This window comes from Tumebacillus lipolyticus, from assembly GCF_042682745.1.
GTDB lineage: Bacteria > Bacillota > Bacilli > Tumebacillales > Tumebacillaceae > Tumebacillus_A > Tumebacillus_A lipolyticus.
The window spans coordinates 829,144-855,526 of the sequence record NZ_JBHUIO010000005.1 but is presented as its reverse complement, the minus strand read 5'-3'; the positions used below and the strand labels follow the sequence as shown (position 1 = coordinate 855,526).

17 protein-coding genes are annotated in these 26,383 nt (G+C 50.2%); 11 read left to right on the top strand and 6 right to left on the bottom strand.

Annotation, left to right across the window (positions count from 1 at the left end):
- The first annotated feature begins 14 nt into the window (after nt 1-14).
- The 3 genes from ACFSOY_RS09170 (at nt 15) to ACFSOY_RS09160 (ending at nt 6,159) form a co-directional block, all read left to right on the top strand.
- The gene (locus ACFSOY_RS09170) at nt 15-5,267 is read left to right on the top strand and encodes an RHS repeat-associated core domain-containing protein (RefSeq protein WP_386045879.1); all 5,253 of its coding nucleotides are present in this window, start codon (nt 15-17) and stop codon (nt 5,265-5,267) included.
- Nucleotides 5,251-5,628 (top strand): hypothetical protein, encoded by a 378-nt coding sequence (locus ACFSOY_RS09165; RefSeq protein ID WP_386045878.1) that lies wholly within the window; start codon nt 5,251-5,253, stop codon nt 5,626-5,628. Before ACFSOY_RS09170 ends, ACFSOY_RS09165 begins: the two co-directional genes overlap by 17 nt.
- A 153-nt stretch (nt 5,629-5,781) precedes the next feature.
- Entirely contained in the window at nt 5,782-6,159 is a 378-nt protein-coding gene (locus tag ACFSOY_RS09160; RefSeq protein ID WP_386045876.1) for a hypothetical protein, read from the top strand.
- Between the two features lie 175 nt (nt 6,160-6,334).
- On the opposite strand, the gene ACFSOY_RS09155 is transcribed toward ACFSOY_RS09160, so the two are convergent.
- From ACFSOY_RS09155 to ACFSOY_RS09135, 5 genes are all read right to left on the bottom strand, one after another.
- Nucleotides 6,335-7,627, bottom strand: a complete 1,293-nt coding sequence (locus ACFSOY_RS09155; RefSeq protein ID WP_386046791.1) for a helix-turn-helix domain-containing protein — start codon at nt 7,625-7,627, stop codon at nt 6,335-6,337.
- A 198-nt stretch (nt 7,628-7,825) separates the two neighbouring features.
- Nucleotides 7,826-7,996, bottom strand: a complete 171-nt coding sequence (locus ACFSOY_RS09150; RefSeq protein WP_386045874.1) for a hypothetical protein — start codon at nt 7,994-7,996, stop codon at nt 7,826-7,828.
- A gap of 19 nt (nt 7,997-8,015) precedes the next feature.
- Nucleotides 8,016-9,317, bottom strand: coding sequence for a helix-turn-helix domain-containing protein (locus tag ACFSOY_RS09145; protein ID WP_386045872.1), 1,302 nt, complete (start codon nt 9,315-9,317; stop codon nt 8,016-8,018).
- 390 nt (nt 9,318-9,707) lie between these two features.
- On the bottom strand, nt 9,708-10,976 hold the full coding sequence (locus ACFSOY_RS09140; RefSeq protein ID WP_386045870.1) for a tetratricopeptide repeat protein: 1,269 nt from the start codon (nt 10,974-10,976) through the stop codon (nt 9,708-9,710).
- Between the two features lie 201 nt (nt 10,977-11,177).
- A complete protein-coding gene (locus tag ACFSOY_RS09135; protein WP_386045869.1) occupies nt 11,178-11,756 on the bottom strand; it encodes a sigma-70 family RNA polymerase sigma factor in 579 nt (192 codons plus the stop codon).
- Nucleotides 11,757-12,021: 265 nt separating this feature from the next.
- Here ACFSOY_RS09135 and ACFSOY_RS09130 point away from each other — a divergent pair, with 265 nt between their 5' ends.
- On the top strand, nt 12,022-12,555 hold the full coding sequence (locus ACFSOY_RS09130; protein ID WP_386045867.1) for a hypothetical protein: 534 nt from the start codon (nt 12,022-12,024) through the stop codon (nt 12,553-12,555).
- On the opposite strand, the gene ACFSOY_RS09125 is transcribed toward ACFSOY_RS09130, so the two are convergent.
- Nucleotides 12,539-13,198, bottom strand: a complete 660-nt coding sequence (locus tag ACFSOY_RS09125) for a YigZ family protein (protein ID WP_386045865.1) — start codon at nt 13,196-13,198, stop codon at nt 12,539-12,541. The genes ACFSOY_RS09130 and ACFSOY_RS09125 overlap by 17 nt on opposite strands.
- 128 nt (nt 13,199-13,326) lie before the next feature.
- On the opposite strand from ACFSOY_RS09125, the gene ACFSOY_RS09120 reads away from it, so the two are divergent.
- The 7 genes from ACFSOY_RS09120 to ACFSOY_RS09090 all read left to right on the top strand — a co-directional run bounded on the left by ACFSOY_RS09120 (nt 13,327) and on the right by ACFSOY_RS09090 (nt 26,210).
- Nucleotides 13,327-14,001 carry an S-layer homology domain-containing protein gene (locus ACFSOY_RS09120; RefSeq protein ID WP_386045863.1) on the top strand — a complete coding sequence of 225 codons (675 nt, stop codon included), beginning with the start codon at nt 13,327-13,329 and terminating at the stop codon, nt 13,999-14,001.
- Nucleotides 14,001-15,350, top strand: coding sequence for an O-antigen ligase family protein (locus ACFSOY_RS09115; RefSeq protein WP_386045861.1), 1,350 nt, complete (start codon nt 14,001-14,003; stop codon nt 15,348-15,350). The genes ACFSOY_RS09120 and ACFSOY_RS09115 overlap by 1 nt, the downstream gene beginning before the upstream one ends.
- Before the next feature lie 21 nt (nt 15,351-15,371).
- Complete coding sequence (locus tag ACFSOY_RS09110; RefSeq protein ID WP_386045859.1) at nt 15,372-16,508, top strand: glycosyltransferase; 1,137 nt, start codon at nt 15,372-15,374, stop codon at nt 16,506-16,508.
- A 466-nt stretch (nt 16,509-16,974) separates the two neighbouring features.
- The gene (locus tag ACFSOY_RS09105) at nt 16,975-20,094 is read left to right on the top strand and encodes an S-layer homology domain-containing protein (protein WP_386045858.1); all 3,120 of its coding nucleotides are present in this window, start codon (nt 16,975-16,977) and stop codon (nt 20,092-20,094) included.
- A gap of 117 nt (nt 20,095-20,211) precedes the next feature.
- Complete coding sequence (locus tag ACFSOY_RS09100) at nt 20,212-20,721, top strand: SLAP domain-containing protein (RefSeq protein WP_386045856.1); 510 nt, start codon at nt 20,212-20,214, stop codon at nt 20,719-20,721.
- Nucleotides 20,722-21,002: 281 nt separating this feature from the next.
- Nucleotides 21,003-24,662: an S-layer homology domain-containing protein gene (locus ACFSOY_RS09095; protein ID WP_386045855.1), complete on the top strand. Its 3,660-nt coding sequence runs from the start codon at nt 21,003-21,005 to the stop codon at nt 24,660-24,662.
- 75 nt (nt 24,663-24,737) lie between these two features.
- Nucleotides 24,738-26,210, top strand: coding sequence for a S41 family peptidase (locus tag ACFSOY_RS09090; RefSeq protein ID WP_386045853.1), 1,473 nt, complete (start codon nt 24,738-24,740; stop codon nt 26,208-26,210).
- Nucleotides 26,211-26,383 lie beyond the last annotated feature (173 nt).

Sequence of the window (26,383 nt, the reverse complement as noted above, 5' to 3'; positions counted from 1 at the left end):
AGAGTGATGTTTTCATGAAAAGGAAAAAGGGGTTCTTGATATACCTGCTTGTACTTTCTTTGATCCTCACTGCAACTACTTCCGCATATGCAGAAGTAGTAGATAAAAAAGAGCATACATCTAAAACTAAAGAGAAACCGACCGAAAGTTTTGCGCGGCAACACAAAGTCACCAAAGAGTTTCTTCAAAAGGAAATGAACCGCGGATACACGTTAAACGAGATAGGTGCTGCATTACAAATTTCAAAATCCGAAAAGAAGTCTTATAAGGACACCATTGAGAAGATCAAAGCTGAACAAAAAAATGATTCGCAAAAGAAAGAAAGCACAGTCATAAGCGATCCTGAGCTAGAGAGAAAGTCCTTCGAACCAAAACTTGAGATGGCCCTTGCTGGCCAGCCAAGTAGTCCGCAACCACCAGAATTAGGCGAACAAATTAACGAAGCACCCTATACCGTTCCCCTTGGGAACGACAACATTTCAACACTTTCTGGCGGATTGACTCTAAACTCGACCGATATGGTTCTAACAGGGCGAAACGGCTTTAACTTTGCGTTGGAACGCTCCTATTCGAGTCAAGAAGCCCAGCTTTATGATACGGATGTCGGCTCGACCAATGTCAATGAGTATGGCTATCGAGTCGCTTTTGATGTCAAAACTCAACGTGAAGCTCTTGGGTATAAGCTTACATGGACGGAAATCTCCGATATTCAGGAAGATCGTGATGGTAATGGCACTGCTGACTATACTGCTGGCATTGTCGTCTCTTCGACAAACAAGACTGGAACTACCACATACTACACCAACAGCGAAATCACTACTGCAATCAGCACTCAAGCAAACGCAGTACGCTATGGACCATGGAACACCAGTGGGGGATTACCTTATTGGCGATACATCTATACAACGGTGAATAACAGTGTTGGCAGAGTTTCTGCTAACACAACAAGATCAATTGGTAGCCCAACATACTCAACCCTGACTTCTGGGATCTATTCAACATACACTGAGGCACAATCTGCGAGCAATACGATAAAGAACAACAATGGCAACATCTTCTCATATAGCTCTTGGGGGGGAGACAGCACCTATATGAGTGTAAGAGAAGTCACTTATTTTAATGATACAACACCAGAGATTCAGTCGGTTGTGATTGGGTCATATACAGATTATTACAACAGGACTGTGAAGAAATATACGGAAACTTTGTACCCAATCGGTACAGGATGGAGCTGGAAGATTCCGTCTATAGAAACGAAAAACGGGAAAAAATATGTCCACTTGGCAGATGGAGGTACCTATGAGATATCAGGAATTTCGTTAAAAGGGTATCCGTGGAAGAATATTTCTTATGCTACTGACACTTCTGTTGTAGTGAATGGGGTAACCTCTACTTCGGTTGTCAGAAATGAGACGTCCAAGACCAGACAGTATTTCAGCTCTGATGGTCGCCTGATCAAAATCGTCGATGCTAACGAAAATTACGTACAGTTCATTTATTCCACAAGTGCAACTTATGGAAAGGTGCTTTCTCGTATTGAGAATTCGCTTGGCAATTCGATCAACATTGCCTACTCCACGCAAGATGTACGTATTTCTCAAGGTGACCGCACCGTAGTCTACACCAAGCAAGTCTCCTCAACGGCGAACAATAAAGAACTGCTCACTTCGGTCACCGATGTGGCAGGTCGGCGAACCACTTACGACTATGCTGTCAAGGCGGCAAAGTTTAACCTATTAGGTACAACACCAAACACATCCAATCCGTTTGCTCTGATTACTGGGGTGACACATCCAACAGGAGCCAAGACCAACTATCAGTACGAGCTGAACGTGACCAAACGCTTTCTCGCTGCTTCTGCTGTAACAGAGACATATCGACTTGCGAGCGCCGCAGATCAATTGCTCTTGAGCAATGGCTCCATCGAGAACAAAAACATCAAGACAATCTCCTATGTAGGAGATATGGGGAGTTCCTTCAACACTGACATGAATTTCTCCGTAGCAATCCAAAATAATGGGGTCATTTCGAAATTTGATCAGAAAAAAGATTATATTGATGCAGCAACAGGCTCCGTTTACTACAACACAAAAGTTACTCAAACGGTTGGCGATGAGCAGAGAACTGTTGAAAAGTCGTATGACGAAACAAGACGTTTGCCGATCCCTTCTACCTTGATCAGCACTACGGCCAAAAACGGACAGGTTTCCGATGCGGTTACAATTCAAAAGACGTATGACGAATATGGAAACTTGCTGACCGAAACAGATCCTCTCGGCACGAGAAAGAGTTACGTGTACAACACGACGACACATCTCTTGACGAGTGTGACCGAGCCTGTGAGTCCTACAAGCTCGTTGACTAGTTCGTTTCTTCATGATGCCAAGGGCAATGTTACACAGTATCGTGTTACCGATCAAAGCAACACCGTTTTACGTGAGGAGAACTACGAATATGATGGGTATGGGAACCGAACCAGTACCCGGATCAAAAATGGGAATGATCAAACGACCGAGAAGACGACATATGGAACACAGTATAATTCTGCATTTCCAACACGACGCACTATTCTGCAAAACGGGTCTGAAATAGTCGTTGAAGAATTTGAATATGATCCGTTGAGTGGCAATCTCACGAAACACATTGACGCTAACGGAAATGTGACAAGCTTTCAATATGACAAGTTGGATCGGTTGATCAACCAGGAGCATGCTGATCTGACTCAACGTACCGCAACATATAACGATATTCAGAACTACGCAGAAGTGACCGATGAGCTTGGTCATGTCACCTTCACACAATGGAACCAGTTGGGTTGGAAAACGGAACAAGGGATTATTTCTAACGGGATCCGTGAATACAAGACGAAGCTTGGATATGATGACTATGGGAATCAAATCTGGACGGAGGACGCATTAGGGAGGCGTACAACAGCAACCTATGACACTTGGAACAGGGTGCTGGAAACCGCACACGCAGATCAAAGCAAAATTAAAAACCTGTACGATGACGTCGCCCGTATTCGGAAAACCATTGATGAAGACGGCACTACTACTCAAATTCACTTGGATAAGCTCGGACGTGAGGTTCGGGAAGAATTAGTAAAGTCAGCAGAAACTCAGGTTTTGAAAAAAAATAGCTATAACTATGCTGGCGATCTCATTCGTTCTGAAGATGGGAACGGCAATGCAAGCGAGTATAGCTACAACTCACTTCGAGAGTTGACCGCAGTAAAAGATCCAGAAGGAAAAGCAACACAGTACCTGTACGATATGCGTGGCAATCGCATCCGAACAATCTACCCTGACAATAAAGTGGAGGAGAACAAGTACGATGCAATAAACCGTCTGATTGAAAAGAAAGATGCTGAAGGCCAAATTGAAAGATACTCCTACGATGGAAACGGAAATTTGATCCAGAAGACGGATCGCAAAGGACAAGTTCAGACCTATTCGTATAACAACCGCAATCTTCTGATCGAAAAAAGAAGCGGTGGAGAGTCTGTTACTTATTCCTATGATCCCGCCGGAAAGCGCAGTCAGATGACCGATTCAACAGGCACGACCGTTTACGGCTACAATGAGCTCTGGCAGTTGTCTTCTGTCCAAACTCCCGATGGCAAAACCATTGCGTACGAATACGATGTGCTAGGGAACCGAGAAAAGATGATCGATCCCTTCGGACAAGAAATCAATTATGTAAGAGACATTCGCAATCGGTTGGAGTCGGTCACACTTCAAGGAGAGAGTACACCAGAGGTGACGTATAGTTATACGCCAAGCGGGCAGCTCAAGAGCGAGGCACAAAGAAATGGAATGTTGTCCGAGATGAATTATGGTGAGAACAAGCGTCTTACGACGCTTACCCAAAAATACCATCTAGGGACAGTTCTCAATACCTACTCGTATCAATACGATGTAGCAGGGCATCAAACCCAAAAAACCGAAAACTTCGACACCTATCACTCTGGGTACGACACGAATGGGCGAATTAAGCAAAACAGCCAATTCAACGAAACCTATTTATATGATTCTCGAGGGAATCGTGATTCTATGACCAGTGAACGTGAGCAGGAGGTGCAAGCTGCAGACTATGAGTATGATGTATGGAATCGCTTAGTCAAGGTGACGATGGAATCTGGGAAGACTGTAGACTATATCTACAATGGCGATGGCTTGCTCTATGAGCGGAAGGAAAACGGAAAGGTGACGCGGTACTATTACGATGAGGAGCAAGTGATCGCAGAAGCAGATGTCACGGAGGAGGGTGCTTCCTTAAAGACCCGTTATATTCGTGGCAATAGCTTGATCGCGCAATCAGATAGCCAAGGAGTTATGACGTACTACCTGCACAACGGTCATGGAGATGTGACGGAGATACGAGGGAGTACAGGAGCATTGCTCAACAAGTACACGTACGACATTTGGGGGAACCCGCTCTCAAAGACAGAAAAGGTGTCCAACCCATTTCGATACTCTGGTGAAATGTGGGATGAAACGACAGAATTGCAGTACCTCAGAGCGCGTTGGTACGATCCCAAACAGGGAAGATTCCTCACTGAGGATACACTCGAAGGAAAACTAACGGAACCGCTGACCCAAAATTTGTACGCATACTCTGCTAACAACCCAATTTCCTACGTTGATCCGAGTGGACATGCCTACACATGGGCGTTAAGAAGTATTGCGAAAACCTACATCAAAGGCGGGTTCAATTCTACTGAAGCTTCCCTCGCTGTCTTTTTTGCAAATGGTCTCACCTACTTTGCACCCGATTTAACGGATGGGTACGATAAGGGAGAGCCAGCATTTAATGCTCTCTTCCTCTCGTTTCATGAGATCGCACAAATCCACGTCGCCAAGAAACTTTATCAGGTGTACGGGGAAATTCCAGTCTTAGAGGAAAGCATTTCAGCCACTGTCAACGGGAAAAAGAAGCGTTATGAAGCAGATGTTGTACTTGGTTCAAAAGTATGGGAAATAAAGCCGAGTGGTGGTAAACAAGACCCGAAAGTCCAACTTGAGTTGTATAGAAAGTATGGAGGCTATCAACTAGGTTCGAAACTCAGCCCCATAACGAACATCACCGTTTTGGACAATATCAAGATGGACATTACTTTTCCAGAAGCAGGTGTGGCGAGGTATGAGTTGTACATTCAAGAGAATGGAGTACGTAAAATACTAACAACAATAGGAGCTGCCGTTACTATAGGGGGATTCCTTCTAAAATTAACTCCTGGGGGGAGACGACTTGGACCAGCCTATTAATTCCAGTTCGAAAAAGTGGGACAACATTGAGGAGGTCTATCAAGCACCTGATTTCCCAGTCAAAAAAGGGACGGTCGTTGAAGTAAGGGTCGAGACCGAAACTAGCATCGAAAAATTTGACCAAGGCACTTACTCGACTGATGTTATTTTCCACAACTGGATGTATATTTACAATGACAGGCGAATAAAGCCCTTCAAGCTTGTCAGTTATGAATGTCTTGGAACTGGCTTTCAGGCAAAACTTTTATTTGTGAAAAAAAGCAAGACTGTCGACGAGCTAAAACTAGCATGTCAAGACATCTTAGATGTGTATAACTATTTTGGCATCCAAATGATATCTTGGGTGAACAAGAAGGTGTAGATCCCACTGCATACGATAGAAGATCGCATACCACCGTGTGTGCGGTCTCTACTTTCTGCAGACACGATTTACACAGACTAAAATCAAGCATGAGACAATAGAATCCACGATTTGAAACAAACTGGTCGATATGGTGTCTAGGAGGGAGAAGACTTGGGCCATCCTTTTGAAACTGGAGAATTTACATTTGATGATCTTGAGACTGTATACCAGCCACCAGATTTCCCAATAAAAAAAGGGACAAACGTCCAGATTATAGTCAAAACGCTGGGAAGCGTAGAAGAATACGATCAGAAAAGAGTTTCTACCGACACGATCCTGAAGATTTGGAGTTACATGGCGAACGAAAGACGAGTTAAGCCATTCAAATTTGTCAACTACGAATGCTTTGGAAATGGATTTCAGGCAATCATTCAGTTTGTACGAAAAAGTAAGGAGGTAGATGAATTGAAGCTTTTGTGCAAAGATATCCTCGATGTATATAACATCAACGGTATACAAGTACTGTACTGGCGCAATCAAAAGAGTTAGATTAGTTGGGACTCCCAGTTGTAGACTGGGAGTTTCAGACTGCAGACAAACGCCCTCTTGTTGCTGAGCAATGAGGGCGTTTGTCTGCAATCTGAAATGCCCTCCTGCAAAAATGCAAGGAGGGCATTTGTACACCAATCAGAGGGTCGGTGTGCAAGTCTGTTGATTTTCATAGTCAAAGCACGATGCCGCGCTGAGCCATTCTTTTTTTCATCAGGGTGTGGAACTGTTCGAGGCGAGTGAAGGCTTCATTGTGCTGACCCGTCTGTTTTAAGTGGTGACACATCTGCAGAGTGACCGCCTCAAGCTCGGTGAATTTCCCATGCCGTTCCAAAATGATTGCTGCGTTCTCGAAATGTTTTTGACCGCGATCAGCGTCGTTGCGTCCCCAGTATACGAATGCCAACACGCGGTGTACACGTCCCATCGCTGGATGGGTAGGGGGAAGAAGCATTCTGGCTTTCTCCGCAAACGCCCACGATTCATCAAGCTCGTCGTTTTCCGAACAGATCAAGGCGATGTCCGTATAGACAATACCTGCCTTCTCTTTTTTGCCTTCCGCTTCGTATCCCTCTGCCATCGAAAGCAGATCGGTAATCGATCCTTTCCAGTTCTCGCGCTTGCGATTGAGCATAACCAATCGATGTTTCCACTCCTGTTGCTGTTCGAGGTGGAGCAGTTCATCAATGAGCGTAAAAGCTTTTGTTGCGTACTCATCCGCTTTTTCATAGTTTTTGATTCGGTGGTACGTTTCGGCCAATCGAAGGAATGTCGCCCCGCGCTCCTCGATTCCCCCGCGATTTAGCAAGAGGGCTTCCTCGTAAGATCGAGCCGCATCGGTCGCCATTCCCGTTTCCTCATAGATGGAGGCAAGCGCAGTCAATGCCTTTGCGCGAAGGACAGGTTCGATCTCCTCCATCTTCTCCAGAACATCTAAAGCTCGCTGTACATGGAAAAGGGCAACAGAATATTCGTTCTTTTGTTTGTATGCAAGTCCGATCTGGATCAGCGAGGTGACGAGAATCGAGTGATCCTGGCGTGCACTAGCCCAACCCTGTACATCATTCAGATGCGGGATCGCATCGGTTGCAAAACCCATCTTTAAGAGGCAATTTGCCAGTTCGAGCCGAACTTGAACGGTCGGAATGCGGGCTTGTGGTTGGTCGAGGAGTTCTTGAAGGAAAGGGATGGCTGTCTGATATTCTCCGGCACGCACCATGCTGATCGCCATCTTAAATTTGCTGGTGTGTTCCAGATCGAGGTTCACATCTTTCAGCAGATGTTCGAGCGGCACGTCCAATCGCTCTGAGATCGCGAAAAGAATCTTATAGGACGGTCGAGCCCGATCGCTCTCGATTTGAGAGATCATGCTCGGTGTACAAAGCCCTCTTGCCAGTTCAATCTGTGTGACACCTTTTTTCATGCGGATTTGTTTGATTTTTTGTCCGAGAGAAAGATGAGTATTCATGTTGCTTATCTCCTTCCGGTGGGATATTTGTTGTGGATAAACCACTTTTTGTTCAAATAAAAGTTACTATCTTTAATTTAACGGAATATTGGATGCCAAAAAACAAAAAATGTTGTCAGCGGTTTTATAAGGGGGATTAGCACACGTTGGCAATAAAAAAAGCTCCCTTGTAGAAAGGGAGCTCCTAACATTGCCCTACTATATGCTTGGTTTCTTACTTGAAAGAGGACCAATCGGCAAATCTGTAGCTATATATTCGCCAATATTCGATTTAGGTGTTGTTTCCGTTACAATCGGGCTAAACAGTTCAATGGAAAGAACAATGGCGAACAGGGTGACCGAAATAATTAATGATATTCTCCGGATCATCTTATTCCCCCCTCTCGGGTTAGTTGTCTTTAGCTTGACGTAACAAATCACACACTTTTCGCTGCAAATGGTATGCCTTATCGAACATACCGAGTTTTTCAAACGCCTCTGCGGAAAGCTGTAACGACTCTGCTGCGTCATTTGACAAACCCATTTTATCAAAAATATCTGTCGATTTGAAAGAGTAATCTATGCATTTCTCAAAGTCTTTAACATGGAGTAAGTAGGTGGCGTGCACCTGAAAAAGTATGGGGTAACAGAGATGATTGTACGATTGATTCTCGGGAATCATTCCTAATGCTGTTAGGAGGTACTCTTTTGATTCATCAAATCGATTATATTTGATGAGTACCTTAGCTAGTCTTGAATAAGTATAAATTTCAAGGGGAGTATCACCTAATTCCGCAAACTCTACGGCACATTGCAGTAAATTCTTAATTGCTTCCTCAGGTTCGGTTTCTGATAAGACATAATATGCATGCTCTTGTTTTGCTATGTTTACACGATTGATCATGTTCAGCGATTCAAAGATTGCTGTAGCTTGTAGCAAATACTTGTTAGCAATTGGAAGTTCTCTTAATTGACGGTGAACCAAGGCCAAATTAAACAAAGTGTAGGCAAGTCTTTTCACATCCGATGCATCATCAAAATACGATTTTGCTATCTTATAATAATTCATAGCCTCCTCTCTCATTCGCATCAAGCTACAAATCATTCCTAAGTTGAACGCAATGTCTGCAGAGGTCAAATTGAAGGCAAAGCGTTGGCTGATCTGATATGCTTGCTGGTAGGTAGAATATGCCTTCACATTGTCAGCGTTCATGTAATAAGCACTTCCGAGCTTATTGTACAAAGTCGCCATTAGATGATCATCCGATTCACGTTCAAGTTCCAGCCGCTGAATTAGTTCGGTCAGTTTTACAATTGCCTGATCTGCTCTACCTGTCCGCATCAGACATTCCGAATAAAACAAGATAAGATCTCGGCGTTGGTATTCGAGTAGATCTTTTAGCTGATCAAGCTCTTCAATTAAAGGAATTGCGGAGATATAGTTTTCCGTTTCCACATACACCTTGATGATGTCAAGCTGCACCTTAACTTCTAATTCCTTTGTATCATCGACTAAAATTTCGTGAAGTGGAATTCCGAGCTTCGTGGCAAACTTCTTCATAAACTCAGTAGAAGGTAAGTGCTGCCCATTTTCAAGAAGGCTGATCGTCTGCCGAGAGCAGATGCCTTCTGCCAGTTCGTCCTGAGAAAGTTTGCGATTTAGTCGATGATGTTTGATCCGCTCGCCTATTTTCTTATATGCTTCGTTCATGTTGATCACCACCGTTTAACTGATATATATTGAACATAATAATATCATATTTGTGATTATCATCCCACGGTCGCAGCGATTCTTCATCTAGATAACTGCTGTTTCTTCTTAATAAAGAGGGTCTTTACAGATTGTTTTCAGGGTCAAACGGGGGAATGTTTGAGTCACGGGTGTCCACCAACAGCAGTAACAGCACGATTCGCAAGCAGGTCATCGGCATCAAAGAGCTAAATATCGCCTATATGCCAAAGAGGGAAGCACGCGATATATTTATGATCATTTTCTACACTTCACACAAAATTCTTGATACGCCCCGAACTTGGTTCGATTGATCCAACTTTGCTCTCACCATTTCCTCCGCTGATGCATTATAGGGCGGTTTTGATCCGGTCAGGATGAACTTGCTAACTTCCGGTAGATCTCTTGCAGTTCTTCGTATGCCTTTGCAGACAATTGTAACGACTCCGCGGCATCATTCAATAATCCCATCTTATTAAATAAGGTCGTTGATTTGATCAAATACTCGATACTTTTGTCAAACTCTTGGATCTGTAAGAAATAATCGCCGAATATTTGATAGAGAAATGCGAAGCGAGGGAGTTTGAACGATTCATCATCTGTGAATTTACTTAAGGCAAGGAGAAGATATTTTTTTGATTCATCATATCGTTTGTAGCCTATCAATAACTTAGCAAGTCTCGTATACGTGTAGACTGCACGTTGAGTGTCACCATACCTTTCAAACGTCTCCGCACATTTCAATAGGTCGACAACAGCTTGGTCAGGATCAATTGCTGACAGGATCGAATATGCAAGCTCCATTTTGACGATGTTGGCCATTTGGGGCATATTGAGTGATGCAAACAATGCCAATGCTTGTTGTAGACACTGCTCGGCTGAGAAAAGGTCGTTCAGATGCCGGTAAATTAATGCTTTGTTAAATAATGTGTCAGCTAATCTCCGATTGTCGGAGATTTCGACGTAATATTGTTGAGCGATTTCATAAAAGGTAAGGGCCTCCTCTTTTCTTCTCATCAGACTACAGATCATTCCTAAATTAAACACGATATCGGCAGAGGTCACATTGAACGGGAAGCGATGACTGATCTGATAAGCCTGCTGGTAGGTCGAGTATGCTTTTACAATGTCTGAGTTTAGATAATAGGCGCTCCCAAGCTTATTGTATAGAATTGCTGCCAGATGATCATTCGGTTCATGCTCAAGTTCCAGACGCAGTTTCATGTCGGTTAGCATTTGTATCGCTTGATCAACCCTTTTTGTACGCATTAAACATTCTGCATGAAACAGCATGAGTTCCCGGCGTTGATACTCGAGCAAATCTTCCCGAAGTTCAAGTTGCTCGATCAAAGAACTTGCGGAAGCGTAGTCCTCTGTCTCCACATAGATTTTGAGAATGTCGAGTTGTATCTTTGCTTCAAACTCTTGAATTTCAACACCCAACATTTCGTGAAAGGGTATTTCGAGCTTATCGCTAATCTTCTTCAAAAACTCAGTAGACGGCAAGTGCTGCCCATTCTCTAGCAAACTGATCGTTTGGCGAGAGCAGACGCCCTCAGCCAATTCTTCCTGTGAAAACTTGCGATTCTGTCGAGCGGATTTGATTCGTGCTCCTATTATTCTACGATACGAGTCATTCATGTTGGTCACCGCCGTAAGTAAAATATGTTAAATCTAATAGTAGCATATCTAGTTAATGATCCAAAGAATGGTTGCAAGGCTTCCTGATCGAAATCATCAAAAGCACCGTAAAAGCCCCTTGCGCCAATTCTGCGCAAGGGGCTTCTTCGCAAGCTCACCAACCTGCCATCCCTATCACGACCCTACTTACTCACCACTCCCTCACTCCTTCCCCTTTCCAAGCTCCTCCCGAATCTTCACCAGCGCACGCCGCTTCCACGTCTTGACCGTATCGGCAGACACGCCCGTCTGACGAGCCAGAGCGGCCATCGACATGCCGTCGATCATGATCTTCTCGACGGCGAGCGCTTCTCGCTCAGAGAGGGAGGCGAGCAAAGACCGCCATTCCAGCTCACAAAACGACTCTTCCGCCTGAGGATCGGGCAATAGGCTGAGCAGAGAGATGCTTTCCCCCTCATCGTCAGCAAGCGGGTTGTCTGCCAGCTCCCGCATCTGGTTGCGCCCGCGCACGCGCATGTATTGCCAAGTCGCTTCATGCGTTTTCGCTTTCGCATAGGAGGCGAAAGGCACACCTCGCGTCGGGTCAAACTTGTAAACAGCTTTGAGAAAAGCGACATACGCTTCCTGCAGCAGATCGCCGCGCTCATGAGGCGGCACATAGAAGCGTGCGACGGCACCTTGAATCACATTTTCAAACTCGTCGAGCAGTGCGATCAACTGTTGCCCATCCTGTTGCTGCGCCTGTAAAACGGTTGCTTGCCAGCGATCTTCGCCGTGCATATCAAATTCCCCTTAGAGGGGACCGGTCCCGTGCCATGTCGTATACGCAACATCAGCATAGCGATCGAGTGAACACGGGGACAAAAGTCAGCTCAGCCCAACTCGGGCTGGAGCGAGCAGTGGGTGCCCGTCGACTGGGCGCAGGTCGAACGGGAGTCGAATTTTGTCAAAGGTTGGGTTGACTCAATTTACCTAGAAAAATAAAATATGGTAATAAACGCCGATTTAAATGTAGGTGAAGTAGTGATGAAAGGGGAAAGGAAACGTGGAGCTTCTACAACTCGAATGCGATCTGATGCAAACCGCGCCGACCGAATCGTTCGTCTATGATCTGGCCGTCTTGGCGCCTGTATATGTGGAAGGCGGAGGAGACATGACGAGAGTGATGACAGAGGATGGACAGATGTGGAATGATCCGCGACCTGTACCCGTTGTGCTCAAAGGGGTGGCGCGCCATTTTGGAGTCGATCTGACTGCAGTTAGGGAGCGATATGGGGAAATACTGGGGAGAAGGTTGTATGTGCCGCTTCCGATCGCGCCGAGCTTGATGCTCGTGCCGATCAAAATGCGGTTGCCCCGGGTGCAAAAAGATGGGACGACCGGGTATGTGGCGCCCCATCTGATCGACCGGGTGGTGCCGGGGAAGACCTCGACATGCTGTACGCTGCTCTTTTGCGGCGGGCAGAAGGTGGAGTGTTTGCAGAGCAGCGATTTTGCCCTCCAACAGCTTCGCCACGCGCGCATCGTGCAGACGTTTTACCGGGAGACGATGAACTACGGGATCAGGAATCCGTTTTGATCAACCGTCCGTCCTGTTCGAATACATACTTTTGCTCCGTGTTTTGCAGTTCTGCCTGTCCGTGGGTGGCGTTGATGATCTGCTTGTGCAGAGCGTCCGCCTTTTCCACGGGAACCAGCGCATAGACGGTGACGCGATCCATGTACTCGACGCGATCGAGGTGATAGTCGTCTGTCGCATGGATCTCGTTTTCCACCTTGCCGAGCCAAGTGTAGTCGATCGCGATGCTGATCTCCTGAAACAGCTTGCGGGTGACGATGCCCGCCGCGTGCAAGCCGGCTGCTGCCGTCTGCGAATAGGCGCGGATCAGGCCGCCTGCGCCGAGCATGATGCCGCCAAAGTAACGGGTGACGACAACGGCGACATTGCGCAGATCTTCCTTTTTGATCACCTCTAAGATCGGTTTGCCAGCCGTGCCGGACGGCTCGCCGTCATCGTTCGACTTCTGAATCTCCTGATGCGGGCCGAACACGTAGGCGTAGCAGTTATGGGTGGCATCCCAGTGCTGCTTTTGAATCCGTTGAATAAACGCGAGCGCCTCCTCTTCTGACGCGACAGGTGTCGCGTAGCCGATGAAGCGAGATTTTTTGATGATGATAGTCTCTTCGCTTGGTGCGAGCAGGGTGCGATAGGATGTGAGCACGAAGAATTCCCTCCTTCAGCTCTAATCGTAACAGAATGTCAACAAGCTGTGAATTGACGCGGAGGAGCCTGAGACTTACAATTATTGAATGATTGCGTTTGAACGAAAAGGAATGATGGAGGAATATCATGCAGAGGAAATCGACGTTCAAGTGGTTCGCCGGGATCATGGCGGCACTGTATCTCATGACACTTGTCTTTTTCTACGAATTGCCGTTTGGCTCGACGATCTATAAGGACGTCCCATCCGGCCATTACGCGGTCTATGAGATCGAGTACATGTACAATCATGGCTACATGAAAGGCCGAGATGAAACGGTGTGGAACTTCTATCCGGAAGCGCCGATAACGCGTGCCGAACTGGTCGCGCTGATGCTCAAGGTCAACGGTGTGAAGATCGAGGAGCTGACCGCGCCTGCGAACAGCGAATATGTGGACGTGCCGACCTCGCACTGGGCGGCTGCGGTGGTGGCAGAAGCAACCAAGCGCAAGCAGATTCCGTTCGATGTGCAGAGCGGATTTTTGCCAGATCGTCCGGTCACCCGCGGTGAGTTGGCAAATGGGGTCGTACAAGCGCTCGACATTCCGGTCAACGAGAAGACGGCGTTTCCGCTGCCAGACATCGTAGGACATAAGTATGAAAAGGCGATCCGCTCGCTGGTCGCCAACCAATATGCGAAGGGCAACACAGATGGCAACTTCAAGCCGGACGATACGGCAGACCGCGCGGCGACCGCGTACATGTTCGCCAAGGCGCTGAAAGATCTGCGCCCAGATGATGCGAAGAAGGGAGCTAAGAAATAATGCAGACACAACCGCAACTGGGATTGCGCGCGCAGCGCGTGCGCGACCTGACCTACTACGTCCTGCTGATCCTCTCCTTCTTCTCGATCATCAACTACATGCTGCGGGAGCTGTTTGGCGACCTGCCGCTGATCGGGGCATTGATCCCTGCTTGGAAGGAAGGGCTGATCTTCCTGCTCTACCTGCTCTTCTTCTGGAAGTCGAAGGTGGAAGGCCGCGTCGATTGGAAGGCGAGCCGCCTGCACTGGTTGATCCTGTTCACGTTTGTCGCGACGATTCTGTCGGCGATCTCCAACTGGGTGATCAACCCGTCGGTGCTGAAAATCACGCCGTATGACCACTGGGTGCAAGCGCACGCGAGCATCGGCATCGTGCTCGACGGTGTGCGCACTCTGTTGGAAGCGTCGCTCTACTTCCTCGTGCTCAACGCGCTGATCGATGATGAAGACACGATCAAAGACATGGTGCACGGCATGATCGTCGCGGCGGCGCTGGTGGCTGCGTTCGGTATCTATCAAAAGCTGGCCGGCTGGGAAACACCGCCGTCCTGGACCTACTCGGAAGTGGAGAAAGGCATCAAGATTCGCGTCTTCTCCTCGATCGGCAACCCGAACGCGCTTGGCGGGTTCATGGTGCTGATCACGCCGATCGCCATCGCCCTGACCCTGTGGGCGAAAAATTGGGGCGGTCGCATCATCTACGGCAGCGCATCCTTGCTGATGTTGGTCTGCCTGGTGCTGACCTACTCCCGCGGTGCATGGATCGGCTTCCTCGCGGGGATGCTCGTCTATACGATCATCACCCGCAACAAGTGGCTGGCGATCGTCGGCATCGCAGGTTTGGTCGCCGCACCGTTCGTGGCGGAAGGCGTCGTATCGCGCTTGACCCTCGCTTTCACGCCCGAGTATTGGCAGAAAGCTTCCGAAGGCGGTCGCGTCGAGTTCTGGGCGCGCGCCTTGACGATTTTTAAAGAGTATCCGGTGTTTGGCACCGGGATCGGCACTGTCGGCGACTCGGTCGCGACCCGCAACGGCGTTCCGGGCGCGACGTGGATCGACAACCAGTATTTCAAACTGCTGGCGGAGATCGGGATCGTCGGCACGCTCGCCTATGTGGCGATGGTCTTCACCCCGGTGATCAAAGGGGTGAAAGCGGTGTTCGGCTCCAAGCAGCGCGACACGTTCCTCTTCGCGCTGAACGCTGGTATCGTCGCCGCACTCTTTGGTATGCTGGTGGAGAACTTCACCGCAGCGATTTTTGAAGACCTGAACGTCATCACGCACTTCTGGACGCTGATCGCACTGCTCTATGTGAGCATTCGATTGCAGGCTGGAAAGGCGAAAGCATAAAAGGACAGGCGGGGATGCAATGTGGAGAGACCGATTCGCGTCCTCTATCTGATCGGGGGCGGAGAGTTCGGCGGGGCGGAACAGCACCTGCTCGGGCTGGTCAACGATTTAGACACTCATGAGTTTCACCCGCAGGTGGCCGCCTTCTATGAAGGCGAATTCGCCAAGCGCGTTCGCGAGCTGGGCATTCCGACCACCGTGTTGCAGAGCGATGCCAAGTCGATGGGCGGCCTGCATCCGCTGCGCGATCTGATCCGCGACTGGCGCCCGCACGTGATCCACACGCACGGCGTGCGAGCGAACATGATCGGGCGCTTGGCGAACAAGTCGGAAGGCTACCCGGCCAAGTCGGTGACGACGGTGCACAGCAACTTGGCGCTCGACTATCCGGCCGCGTGGAAGCGGACGCTGTTCGGCACGTTTGAGAAGATCACCTGGCCCTATGTGGATCATTTCATCCTCGTCTCGCACGCGATGAAAAACGACTTCATTAAGATCGGATTGCCCGAGGCGAAGATGAACGTCATCCACAACGCGATCGAACTGCCGGAGGAGCCGGTCGAACATGTGCCGCAGACATCGCTGCGCGATCTGATCGGCGTGTCGGATGAGGTGACGATCGTCGGCACGGTGGCGAGGCTGCATCCGGTCAAAGGGCTGACCTATCTGCTCAAGGCGATTCAGCAGATCGTCCAAGAGCGACAGGATGTTGTCTTCCCGTGGTTTGGCGACGGCGACCTGCACGATGAGCTGGCAGCGGAAGCGAAAGCGCTGGGCATCGAACAGTATGTGCGCTTCCTCGGCTTCCGCAAAGACATTCCAGACCTGTTGCCACAGCTGGACGTATTCTGCCTGCCCTCGCTGTCGGAAGGGCTGTCGCTGTCGATCCTCGAAGCGCTGGCGGCGCGCGTCCCGGTCGTCACCACGGCGGTCGGCGGCTCGCCCGAGGTGATCACGTCGGGCGAGGATGGCATCCTCGTTCCGGCGTCCGACCCGCAAGCACTCTACGAGAGCATCTGTCTCTTGGTGAAGGACAAAGAGCGTCGATTGGAGCTGGCGAAAGCGGGGCAGGAGATGGTCTACCGCAGGTTCACGATGCGGAGACTGGTCGCCGAAACGACAAAAGTCTACACCGATCTGTTGCAGCAACCGAAATAGATAGCATATGCTGACCCCTGCTCGAATAGGTTGAGTAGGGGTCTTGTTTTTGGCGCGTGGTTGCGAGAGTGATAGCGAGGTGTGAGCAAGGGTGGTTTGTCGAATGGGAATATGGCAAAATAGGAACATTTCTGCAGTTTCGTAGACAAAAATTGTCTACTTCCTAGTGACAAACTATTTCTAGTTTGCTAATATTACAGACATAGGCTCGAGCCCTTGAGAAACTTAACCGCCGTGAGGCTGTCATGAGAGCCTCGCCGGGGAGTGGTTCTGGCGCCACCAGGACCACAACTTGCTAGCCAGCCTGCCGATCTGCAGAGATCGGGAGGAGCAATTATAAACCTCAAGGGTAAACACAATTTTTTAACAAGAGAGATTTGAAGAAAACTGTCGCAATCGCTGAACTGTTGCAGCGATTGCGAAGAAGAGTTCGATCAAGTCTCGCCATCAGAAGGAGGAAGTCTCTGTGAACAAAGGCAAGAAGTTTACCGCTGCTGTAGCTGCAACTGCAGTTGCATCCGCAATGGTTGCACCGGTCGCATCCGCTTCCGTGCAACTGACCGACATCCCGAACAACTATGCGAAGGACGCAATCCTTGAGCTGGTTCAAAAGGGTATCATCAACGGTTTCGAAGACAACACCTTCCGCCCGACTGGCAACATCAAGCGCCAAGACTTCGCGATCATCATGGCGAAAGCTCTGGAACTGGATCTGACCAACGCTCCGGCTACCGCAACTTTCTCCGATGTTCCGACCGGTCACTACTCTTTCGCAGCAGTTGAAGCAGCTGTAAAAGCTGGTCTGCTGTCCGGCGAAGGCAACGGCAAGTTCGGTCTGAACTCCAACCTGACTCGCGAAGCGATGGCAGTCATCTTCGTAAACGCTCTGGGCGTTGACGTAGCTGGTAAAGGCGCTGACCTGAAATTCGCAGATGCAGGCTCCATCTCCACTTGGGCGAAAGATGCAGTAGCGTTCGCAGTAGAAGCGAAGCTCCTGTCCGGCGACAACAACAACAACTTCAACCCGCAAGCGAACGCTGAGCGTCAACAAGTTGCAGTTGTAGCTTCCAACTTCCTGAAAGTTCAGGACGAGTACGCAGTTGGTCAACTGAAAGGCGCTACCCTGAAGGACAACGAGACGATCGAACTCTCCTTCACCAAAGCGCTTGAGTCCCTGACTTCTGCTGATGTAGCTGTTAAAGTGAAAGCTACTGGCGCTTCTGTAGGCGTTCAGTCCGTAACTCTGTCTGCTGACAAGAAGTCGGCGACTGTAAAAGTTGCGAAACTGGCTGCAAGCACCACTTTCACTGTAACTTACAACGGCAAAACTGCAGAGATCTCCACTGAGGCATCCACCGCAGTTGAAGTAACTGGTGTAACCGCACCGTCCTTGAAACAAATCAAAGTTGACTTCTCTGGCGCGATCGATGATGCAACCGATGCTAACTTCACGATCACTGGTCCGGGTGGCAGCTTGGATGTGAAAGACATCAGCAGTGTAGTTGTGGCAGACGACAGCAAATCCGTACTGATCGTACTGGATGAAGAAGCGAAAAACCAAGATGTTTACACCGTGGCTGTCGCTGATATTAAAGCGGCAAATGGCGAAGCAGTTAATGCTGCAGAGCTTAACGTCACGATGTTCGATACTGCTATTCCGACCGTAGCTGGTGTTGAAGTAGCTGGTCCGCACGAGCTGAAAGTTAAATTCTCTGCTCCGATCAAGTCGGCAGGTACTTTCTCTCTGGATGGAGGTACTTACTCGGTAGTCGCGGGTGCACCGAACGATGAGGACAACTCGGTTGTGTTGACTGTAGCTGCGAACCTCACTGAAGGCGAACACACCTTGAAAGTGAGCGGCGATCAAGTTGGTTACAATGAGTTGAAAGTTGCAGCGGGCGAGCATAAATTCAACTTTGTAAAAGATACCACTGCACCGACTGTTGAAGTTAGCAAAGTGACTTTGGTCGATGACGCTGGTACGCTGAAAACAAAGGCAACCTTCAAGTTCTCTGAAAAAGTTACAGTGCCGGCTACTGCAACGATCTACGCTGTTTACAACAAAGTACCTCAGTACGAAGGCACGATCACGCCGGTAAGCGATACGCAACTTGATGTAGTATTCGATGTTGTACTGCCGACTGGCGTCAACACGTTCTTCATCAACAACCCGGCTGCTGCTGCTGATGGTGTCATCGCAGACGCTTGGGGTAACGCTTTCGCAGTTGGTAGCTTCAACGGAACCTTGAACTTGGATACTGTGAAGCCTACCGTTACTAAAGTAACAGCGAACGGTCAAAACGAACTCTTCGTCCACTACTCCGAAACGGTGATTGGTGCTGACAACGGCCTGAACTACACCATCAAAGATAAAGATGGCAAGATTGTTTCGGTCAACGGCATTGACGGTGCAGGTCACCCGACAAACGCACCGGTGTTTGACGCAGCTAAAGGCGCTTACAAGATCAGCATCCCTGGCGGTCTTGCTGAAGGCGACTACTCTGTCACCATCGAAAAAGTGAAGGACGTCGCAGCTCCTGTAGCGAACGTCATCGACCCTGTAACTGTGAACTTTGCGGTAGTTGACTCCACCAACCCGGAAGTGAACGATTCCATCAAAGTTGTTACTTCTGCTGATGGCAAAGTTTCCAAGATCTTCGTAACCTACAGCAAGCCGATGAACACTGTTGGCGCAGGCTCGATCACTGCAACCAGCGCTTACCGCTACACTGCTGGTGGAACTGTGCATGAGCTGCCGAAGAACTCCACTGTAACTGCTGCTGACAACAATATGACTGCAGTGATCACTCTGGGTTCTTCGATCACTCTGGCAGATATCACTTCCTTCACCGTTGGTGCTGTCTCCGACTCCAAAGGTCTCTACACGAAGGATCTGCAAACAGTGATTCCTGCAGTTGCTATCCTGAAAGACGGTATCTACAGCGACGACATCGTGAATGTTAAAGCTGTTGGCAAGAAGAAGATCACCTTCGAAGTTCTGCAACCGCTGTCCAAAATTGATACGAACACCTTCAAGATTAATGGTGCTGTAGTAAGCCGCGCTTACTATGAGTTGAAGTTGGTCAATGGTGGTAAAACGAATGGTGCACTCGTAACTCTTGAATTGCAAGACGGTCAAGCTCTGACTACCGACTTGTCGAATGCTGATGACATCGTGATCAGTGGTACTCTGCTGAATGCTAACGGTGCTGGCATTCAAGGAGTAGGCAACACGATCACAATTGATGCGGCGGATATCGAAGATAAGATCGCTGCAACGATCATGAGCCGTGTAACTACTGAAATCGATGCTCCGGATGGTAAAATCGATGCAATCGATGTAACCTTCTCCGAAGACATCCTGAAATCTTCTGTTGGTTTGGATAGCTTCACAGTCGCTGGATACACTGTAACGGATGTTACCTACACAAGCGACAAGACTGTAAGAATCCATGTTGCAAACAAATCGTTTGAAGACAAAGCCAACACTCCGGTTGTTACACTGGTCAAGAAAGTTCTCGATAAGAACGGGAACGAAACTGCTCCAGAAACAACAGGTGTTGCTGCAACAGTGGGTATCCTCTAAGGATTCCTTGAAAATAACTAAAAGAAAGAGTCCCTCAACAGGGACTCTTTCTTTTTTTCTTCCCTATATTGAGTTACACTATGGAAAGGACGAACTCTCAGGAGGCACTGTGTACAGATGGATCAGAAAAAAGAAAGTATCTTTACAAGGATGTTTGGTGGAAGTAAACCAGTGCAGGATGAACTTGAACCGGAAGTGGACGAGTCTAGCATTCCGACAACGGGAACGGTGTTACCTCATACTGTGCTGCGATTTACACCTGCACAAGAAGCAAGGTATTCGGAACAGGAGAAGATCGATCTCCAGTCTAAACTAAATACATTGCCACCTCTCAGTATTGGAGAGATAAACTTTGTCCCGATCGATGCGGGGACGATTCAAGGTGGATATTTTGTGAAAGTATTTATTCGACATGGGCGTGATCTGATGGAAGAGTTCACGATGGAGGGAGTTCCCCTCTCCCTGATTGATGCGACAGGTGACAAAGTAGCGCATGGTGTATTTCGACTGCAAGACTTTGGGACACTTCAATTTGGAGAATCTCGATTCTGGACTTTTGCATGGCGCCCTCAACAAGTGCTGAAGCAAAACGCAGACCTTTCAGCTTATACGGTCGCATTTGAGTAATGGATAGCACTCCGTTAAGGGGTGCTTTTATATTTGCGGAGCTGAGTTGTCATTAATTGACTACCATCGCATCGCGGAGCAAACAAAAATAACTTTCATCAATTTCTAGCAATCTATGCTAAACTTTTCCGCACTTCTACCGATATAGAAAAAGGGGGGAATATCCGCAGATTCGAACTTCTACCAATTGTCAAGAACTGCAATCGCAACGCGGAAGGAGTCTTCCCTCACTTGTCGAAATCTGTTATCACATGAAAAATCGTGCAAGGGAGGAAACAAGGGTGAAGCCATTGCAACGAAAGTTGCTCAGTCTGATCATGGTGTTAGCAATGGTGCTCACGTTGTTGCCCGTTGGGTCGGCAGAAGCGGATGCGCAATATTTCCGCTTTACCAACTTTTCGACCAACGCGGCAGACCCGACACAGGTCAACACCAATGTGGTGCAGCTTGTCGGCTCGTTTAACGGCGTGTCAGCCAACTCGATCACCTATCAGGTCGAGCAGATAGTCAATGGACAGGTGGTCAACATCTCACGAGGAACGGGTGTCAACCCGATCATCGAGAACGGCAACACGTTTAAGTTCCTGTCGGTCGAACTGTTCCAGGGCTTGAACAAGATCACCGTCTTCGGGACCAACCCGAGCGGCAACCAAGTGCCGGGTGTCTGCTATGTCAACTTTTCGAATGTACCTGTACTTTATGACATCAAGCTGGTAGACGGACGCGTGCTGGAGGCGGGCAAGCCGCTGATCGTCACATCTCCGACTACTGTGCTCATGCTGAAAGCACCGAACGCAGATCGCGTGACGGTCAACGGGACGCTGGCCTACGCGGCAGGCGAGAACTCGTTCATCGTGTCCGATCTGAACTTGCAACCGGGTCTCAACTCGCTGGCGATCGTCGCCAGCAACGCGACGATGACCTATTCGCTCAATCGTCAGCTCGTCTATTTTAACGGCTATCCGACCGCGTATGACACGTCGGTCGTCAACGGGGCGGGAACCCCGAACCCGGTCTTGCTGGAGGGCAACCCGACAGTCGGCCCGAACACGGGCGGCGCGCTCACCGGGCGCATCTCCGGGAAGATCGTCTTCGCGACTGACGCGACCAATCCTCCCAACCCGACGTTGACTCTGGAGCTGTACGAGGGCACCAACACGCTCCCGACGACGTTCACAGCGACGACGACCAAGGTGAGCACCGATCCGGGCCACACGATCTTCTCGTACACGTCCGACACCGATCTGAACATCTCGGCGAACGGGCAGTATCAGATCCGCGTGCGCGGCTCGTACGGCACGCAGGGCTCCAACTATCCGATCGTCTTCAGCTACCGCAACGCGAACACCGCTTACATCTCGGAGCTGAACCAGATCTACAACGTTCGCGATCTCGATCCGGCGACGGTCGTCTATGATTCCAGCACGATCTTTGCGCCGAACTCGACGATCTTCGAACTGCCGATCTGGCTGGAAGCGAAGATCGAAAATACGTTTGACATCAACAGCGTGACGCTGACCTCGACGCAAAACGGGGCACAGCTCCCGGCGTCCGTCTTCAGCTATGACAAGAAGAAGACGTCGAACGGAGATGTCGCGTTTAAGATCAACAACATGCCGGCTGGCGAGCAGACGCTGACCGTCTCCGTCACCTCGGCTGGCGGCACGGAGACCAAGTCGGTCAACGTCAACTATGTCCCGGCTCCGTTCATTCAGCTGAACAACCTGTTCAACAGCAAGGTGTTCAACGAGAACGGTACCTACCCGGCCGATGAGAACAACCCGAAGAAGTTCACCACGATCAAAGGTCGTCTGGTCAACTTCAACAACACGGCGGGCAACCCGGACCAAGCGTCCGTCCAGATCAAGATCAACGGCCGCTCGGTGCGCCTGATCGACCATCTGGCACCGGCGACGACGATCGACGCGCAAGGCAACTTCACCTTCGTCGTGCCGAACGACATGAAGTTGGTCAACGGGCCGAACCAATTGACCCTCTCCGGGGTGGCGAATGGCGTTCCGGTCACAACCAACCTGTCGATCTACCTGTTTTCCGAACATGTTCCGGTCATCAACGGGCTGAAGCCGGTTCCGCACGATCCGCTCTCCCCGCAGATCGATGACCCGAACCTGAAGTTTAAAAACACGGGCACCCTGCAATTTGTGACCAACGAGAAGGAGACGGACGTCCTGTTCACCGTGCAAAACGTGGACAAGGTGGTCGTCACCATCGATGGCGTTCAATATGTGACCGCCTCGAACGATGCGTCGGGCAACCTCGTCTCCGATGATCCGCTGCTGTTGCGCATCGACTCAAGCGATCCGCTGGAACGCAAGTATCTGATGCGGATTCCGAAGCATCAGCTGCCGCGCACCGGCGTGCGCTCGATCACCGTGCAGGCGAACCTCGACAGCGCGAGCGTCTCGTCGACCCTGCAGATCACGCGCGAATTGTCCCCGTTTGTCATCCTCTCGCCGAAATTGCCGAACGAGCGGGTGATCAACCAGAACTTCCTCGAAATTGCTGTTCAAGCGGAAGGCGCTGACAAAGTGTTGATCGGCAAAGCGGAGATGCGCAAAGATGCGAACGACATCTTCCGCTATGAGCTGAACAACCTGAAAGCGGGCATCAACAAGGTGAAGTTCACCGTGTACCGCGGCACGCAGAAGCTCGACGGCGAGTTTGAAGTCAACTATGCGGCTTCCAACACGACGGGCGGTCAGTTTAAGACCACCATTCCGAAGAGCGGCTCGGTCAAAGTGTTCAACAGCGATCTGACTGTCACTCTGCCGAAGAACACGCTGCTCCGTCAGGCGAACACCACGCCAGGTCAGGACTCGCAGACGATCGATCTGTTCGACTCGCAGCAGATCCTGTTTGGTATCGCCGACCGCTCCGACGGTCGTACGGTGAAGAAGTACAATGAGGACGGCACGATCCGCGACGTGCAGCCGATGGACATCGCAGTCAATCTGCTGTCCGTTCCGGCGCACTTCGGGTATGCGTCCAAACTGTTCTGGATCGATGCAGGCTACTTCGACACGTCCACTCTGAACGAGTGGAAGACGATCAACGGCCAGCATCCGTACATGAACGGCTATGAGTTCTACACCCGCACGATCAACAAGTGGATGGAGCCGTCGCAGCGCGGAACGATCACGCTGAAATATGAAGGGGACATCCGCGATGTGGTCGCACCGAAGCTGTCCGTCTGGCGCTTCCACAACAACACGTGGAAAAACCTCGGCGGCGTCGTCGATGTGAGCAAGAAGACGGTCACCGCTTCCTTCGACGGCTTTGGCTACTATGCGGTCTTCTATGACGCGTATTCTTTCAACGACATCATCGGTCATCCATATGGCCGCAACCAATTGGAGGCGATGTTCTCCAAAGGCGTGATGTTGCCGAAAAACAACAATGAGTTTGGCGTCTATGACAACATCACCCGCGGCGAGTTCGCGACGATGATGGTCAAGATGCTCGATCTGCCGCTGTCCTACGACCCGAACAACCTGACGTTTGACGATGTGCCAAACGTGGCGATTCCGGGTGCGCTGTACGACTACCGCTACATTGAGACGGCAGTCAAGCGCGGGATCATCCGCGGCATGGGCCCACGCATCTTCGGCCCGAACCAGAGCTTGACCCGCGAGCAGGCGGCCGTCATGATCGCGCGGGCGATGAACCTCAAGCTGAACCCTGATCCGGATAAGGAAAAGGGCAACTTGCAGAAGTTGTTCACCGACGCGAACACGGTCGACTTCTATGCGATCACTTCGATCACCGCAGTCGCGAAGGAAGGCATTATCGTCGGGCGTCCGAACCAGTTGACGGGCGACCAGAAAAAGCAGACCTTCCGCTTCGACCCGCACTCGTTCTTGAACCGTGCGGATGCGGCGATTATCGCCGATAAAGTGATGCGCAAGCTGAAACGCCTGTAGTTCCTCGCAGCAGGAAATCGCAGCAGCAGGAAACCCCCTTCCCAGCTCGAAAGAATTGGGAAAGGGGGTTTTTGCATGCGATGGAAACGAGTTCTGATCGCGACGGCGCTCAGTCTGACCCTGCTAGGCGGATCGGTGAGCGCCGCACAGAGAGAAGTATCCGATCAGAACGCCAGCACGCTGCTGGAAATTTATTCCCGAATCGTGGAAAGCCATTATTCGCATCCTGATCAAGAAGCGGTGTTGCGCGGGGCGATCGAAGGGATGCTCCAGGTGTTGAACGATCCGTTCTCTTCCTATTTAACTACCGCCGAGTATGAACAGCTGGAGCAGGCGATCGAACAGGAGTTTGCCGGCCTCGGCAGTGCGCTGCAGGCGACCAAGGCGGGGGAGATCATGATCACCGAGATCTACTCCGGCTCTGCGGCGGAGGAAGCAGGGCTTCAGGTAGGAGATCGCATCCTCGCCGTCGATGGTAAGAGCGTGATCGGCGAGCCGATCGACAAGGTGAGCGCGAAGATCCGGGGCAAGGCGGGCACGCAAGTCGTGCTGACGATCCGCCGGGGGACTGAAGCGTCGAAACAGGTCGCCATCACCCGCAAGACGATCTCCTTGCCGACCGTGCTGTCGAAAGATTCGGGCAATGGGGTTGGCTATCTGCGGATTCTCTCCTTCGCCTCCGAGACGAGCGGCGAGTTTCACAAAGCGTACCAAAAGATTGCGGCGACTTCGCCAAAAGGCATCCTGCTCGACCTGCGCGGCAACGGCGGCGGGTATGTCCACTCCGCGCTGACGGTCGCCGACAGCTTTCTTGCGGCAGGTACGATGATCGTCATCCATGAGGGTGAGCAGCGCATCGAGTTGCAAGCGGATGAGGAGAGCTTCGATCTTCCGCTGGCGGTGCTCGTCGATCAGCACACCGCCAGCGCCTCCGAGATTCTCGCAGGCGCTCTGCAAAAGAACGGTCGCGCCGTGCTGATCGGCGCGCAAACGTATGGCAAAGGCACGATGCAAGAGCTGATGCCGATGCCAGATGGTGGGGTGCTCAAGCTGTCGGTGGACAAATGGGAGTTCAGCGACGGCACGACGAACCACCTCGTCGGCCTGACCCCCGATATTCGGCTGACAGCGCCAGAAATCTTCCTCAACGCAGGGATGCAATATTTGTTCCCCGGGCGCAAGCAGACGTTGACCCTCTATCCGAGCGGTGGGTGGGGGGACTTGAACGGGACGAAGTTGCTCGACATGCCCACCGTGCTACGAGTCGGTCAACAGCAATACTTGCCCCTTCGCTATGTGGTCGAAGCGCTAGGCTCAGAGGTGAACTGGGTGCAGCAGACCTCCTCCGTCGAGTTTCAACTGGAGCAGCGGCAGGTGCGGGTAGAGCTGGGCAGCGGCCAGCTGTTCCTCGATGGGAAGCGCGCCGATCTGAACGGGGCGGTTCGCTTGCAAGGTGGCGTCAGCTACCTGTCGACCGCAGCGTTCGATCTGATTCTTGGTGGTGGTGTGCGACAATCTGACACAGCAATCACCTTGCACGTCGACTAAACCATACGCATTTCGGCATTTCGACACGCACCTGTCACAAGGTGCGTTTTTTATTTCCGAGGAAATAAGGCCATACTGAAAAGTCTGGGATGATTTACAGCTTGGCAACATATAAGAAGAAAGAGGCGGTGGCGCTGATCCCAGAATTTCTGGACTGGAATGGAGTGGAGCCA

Bases quoted from the DNA above. Each gene is read 5' to 3' on its own strand.
- ACFSOY_RS09170 (WP_386045879.1), top strand. From the start codon at position 15: ATGAAAAGGAAAAAGGGGTTCTTGATATACCTGCTTGTACTTTCTTTG.
- ACFSOY_RS09155 (WP_386046791.1), bottom strand. From the start codon at position 7,627: ATGAATACTCATCTTTCTCTCGGACAAAAAATCAAACAAATCCGCATG.
- ACFSOY_RS09150 (WP_386045874.1), bottom strand. From the start codon at position 7,996: ATGATCCGGAGAATATCATTAATTATTTCGGTCACCCTGTTCGCCATT.
- ACFSOY_RS09145 (WP_386045872.1), bottom strand. From the start codon at position 9,317: ATGAACGAAGCATATAAGAAAATAGGCGAGCGGATCAAACATCATCGA.
- ACFSOY_RS09140 (WP_386045870.1), bottom strand. From the start codon at position 10,976: ATGAATGACTCGTATCGTAGAATAATAGGAGCACGAATCAAATCCGCT.
- ACFSOY_RS09135 (WP_386045869.1), bottom strand. From the start codon at position 11,756: ATGCACGGCGAAGATCGCTGGCAAGCAACCGTTTTACAGGCGCAGCAA.
- ACFSOY_RS09120 (WP_386045863.1), top strand. From the start codon at position 13,327: ATGCAGAGGAAATCGACGTTCAAGTGGTTCGCCGGGATCATGGCGGCA.
- ACFSOY_RS09115 (WP_386045861.1), top strand. From the start codon at position 14,001: ATGCAGACACAACCGCAACTGGGATTGCGCGCGCAGCGCGTGCGCGAC.
- ACFSOY_RS09100 (WP_386045856.1), top strand. From the start codon at position 20,212: ATGGATCAGAAAAAAGAAAGTATCTTTACAAGGATGTTTGGTGGAAGT.
- ACFSOY_RS09090 (WP_386045853.1), top strand. From the start codon at position 24,738: ATGCGATGGAAACGAGTTCTGATCGCGACGGCGCTCAGTCTGACCCTG.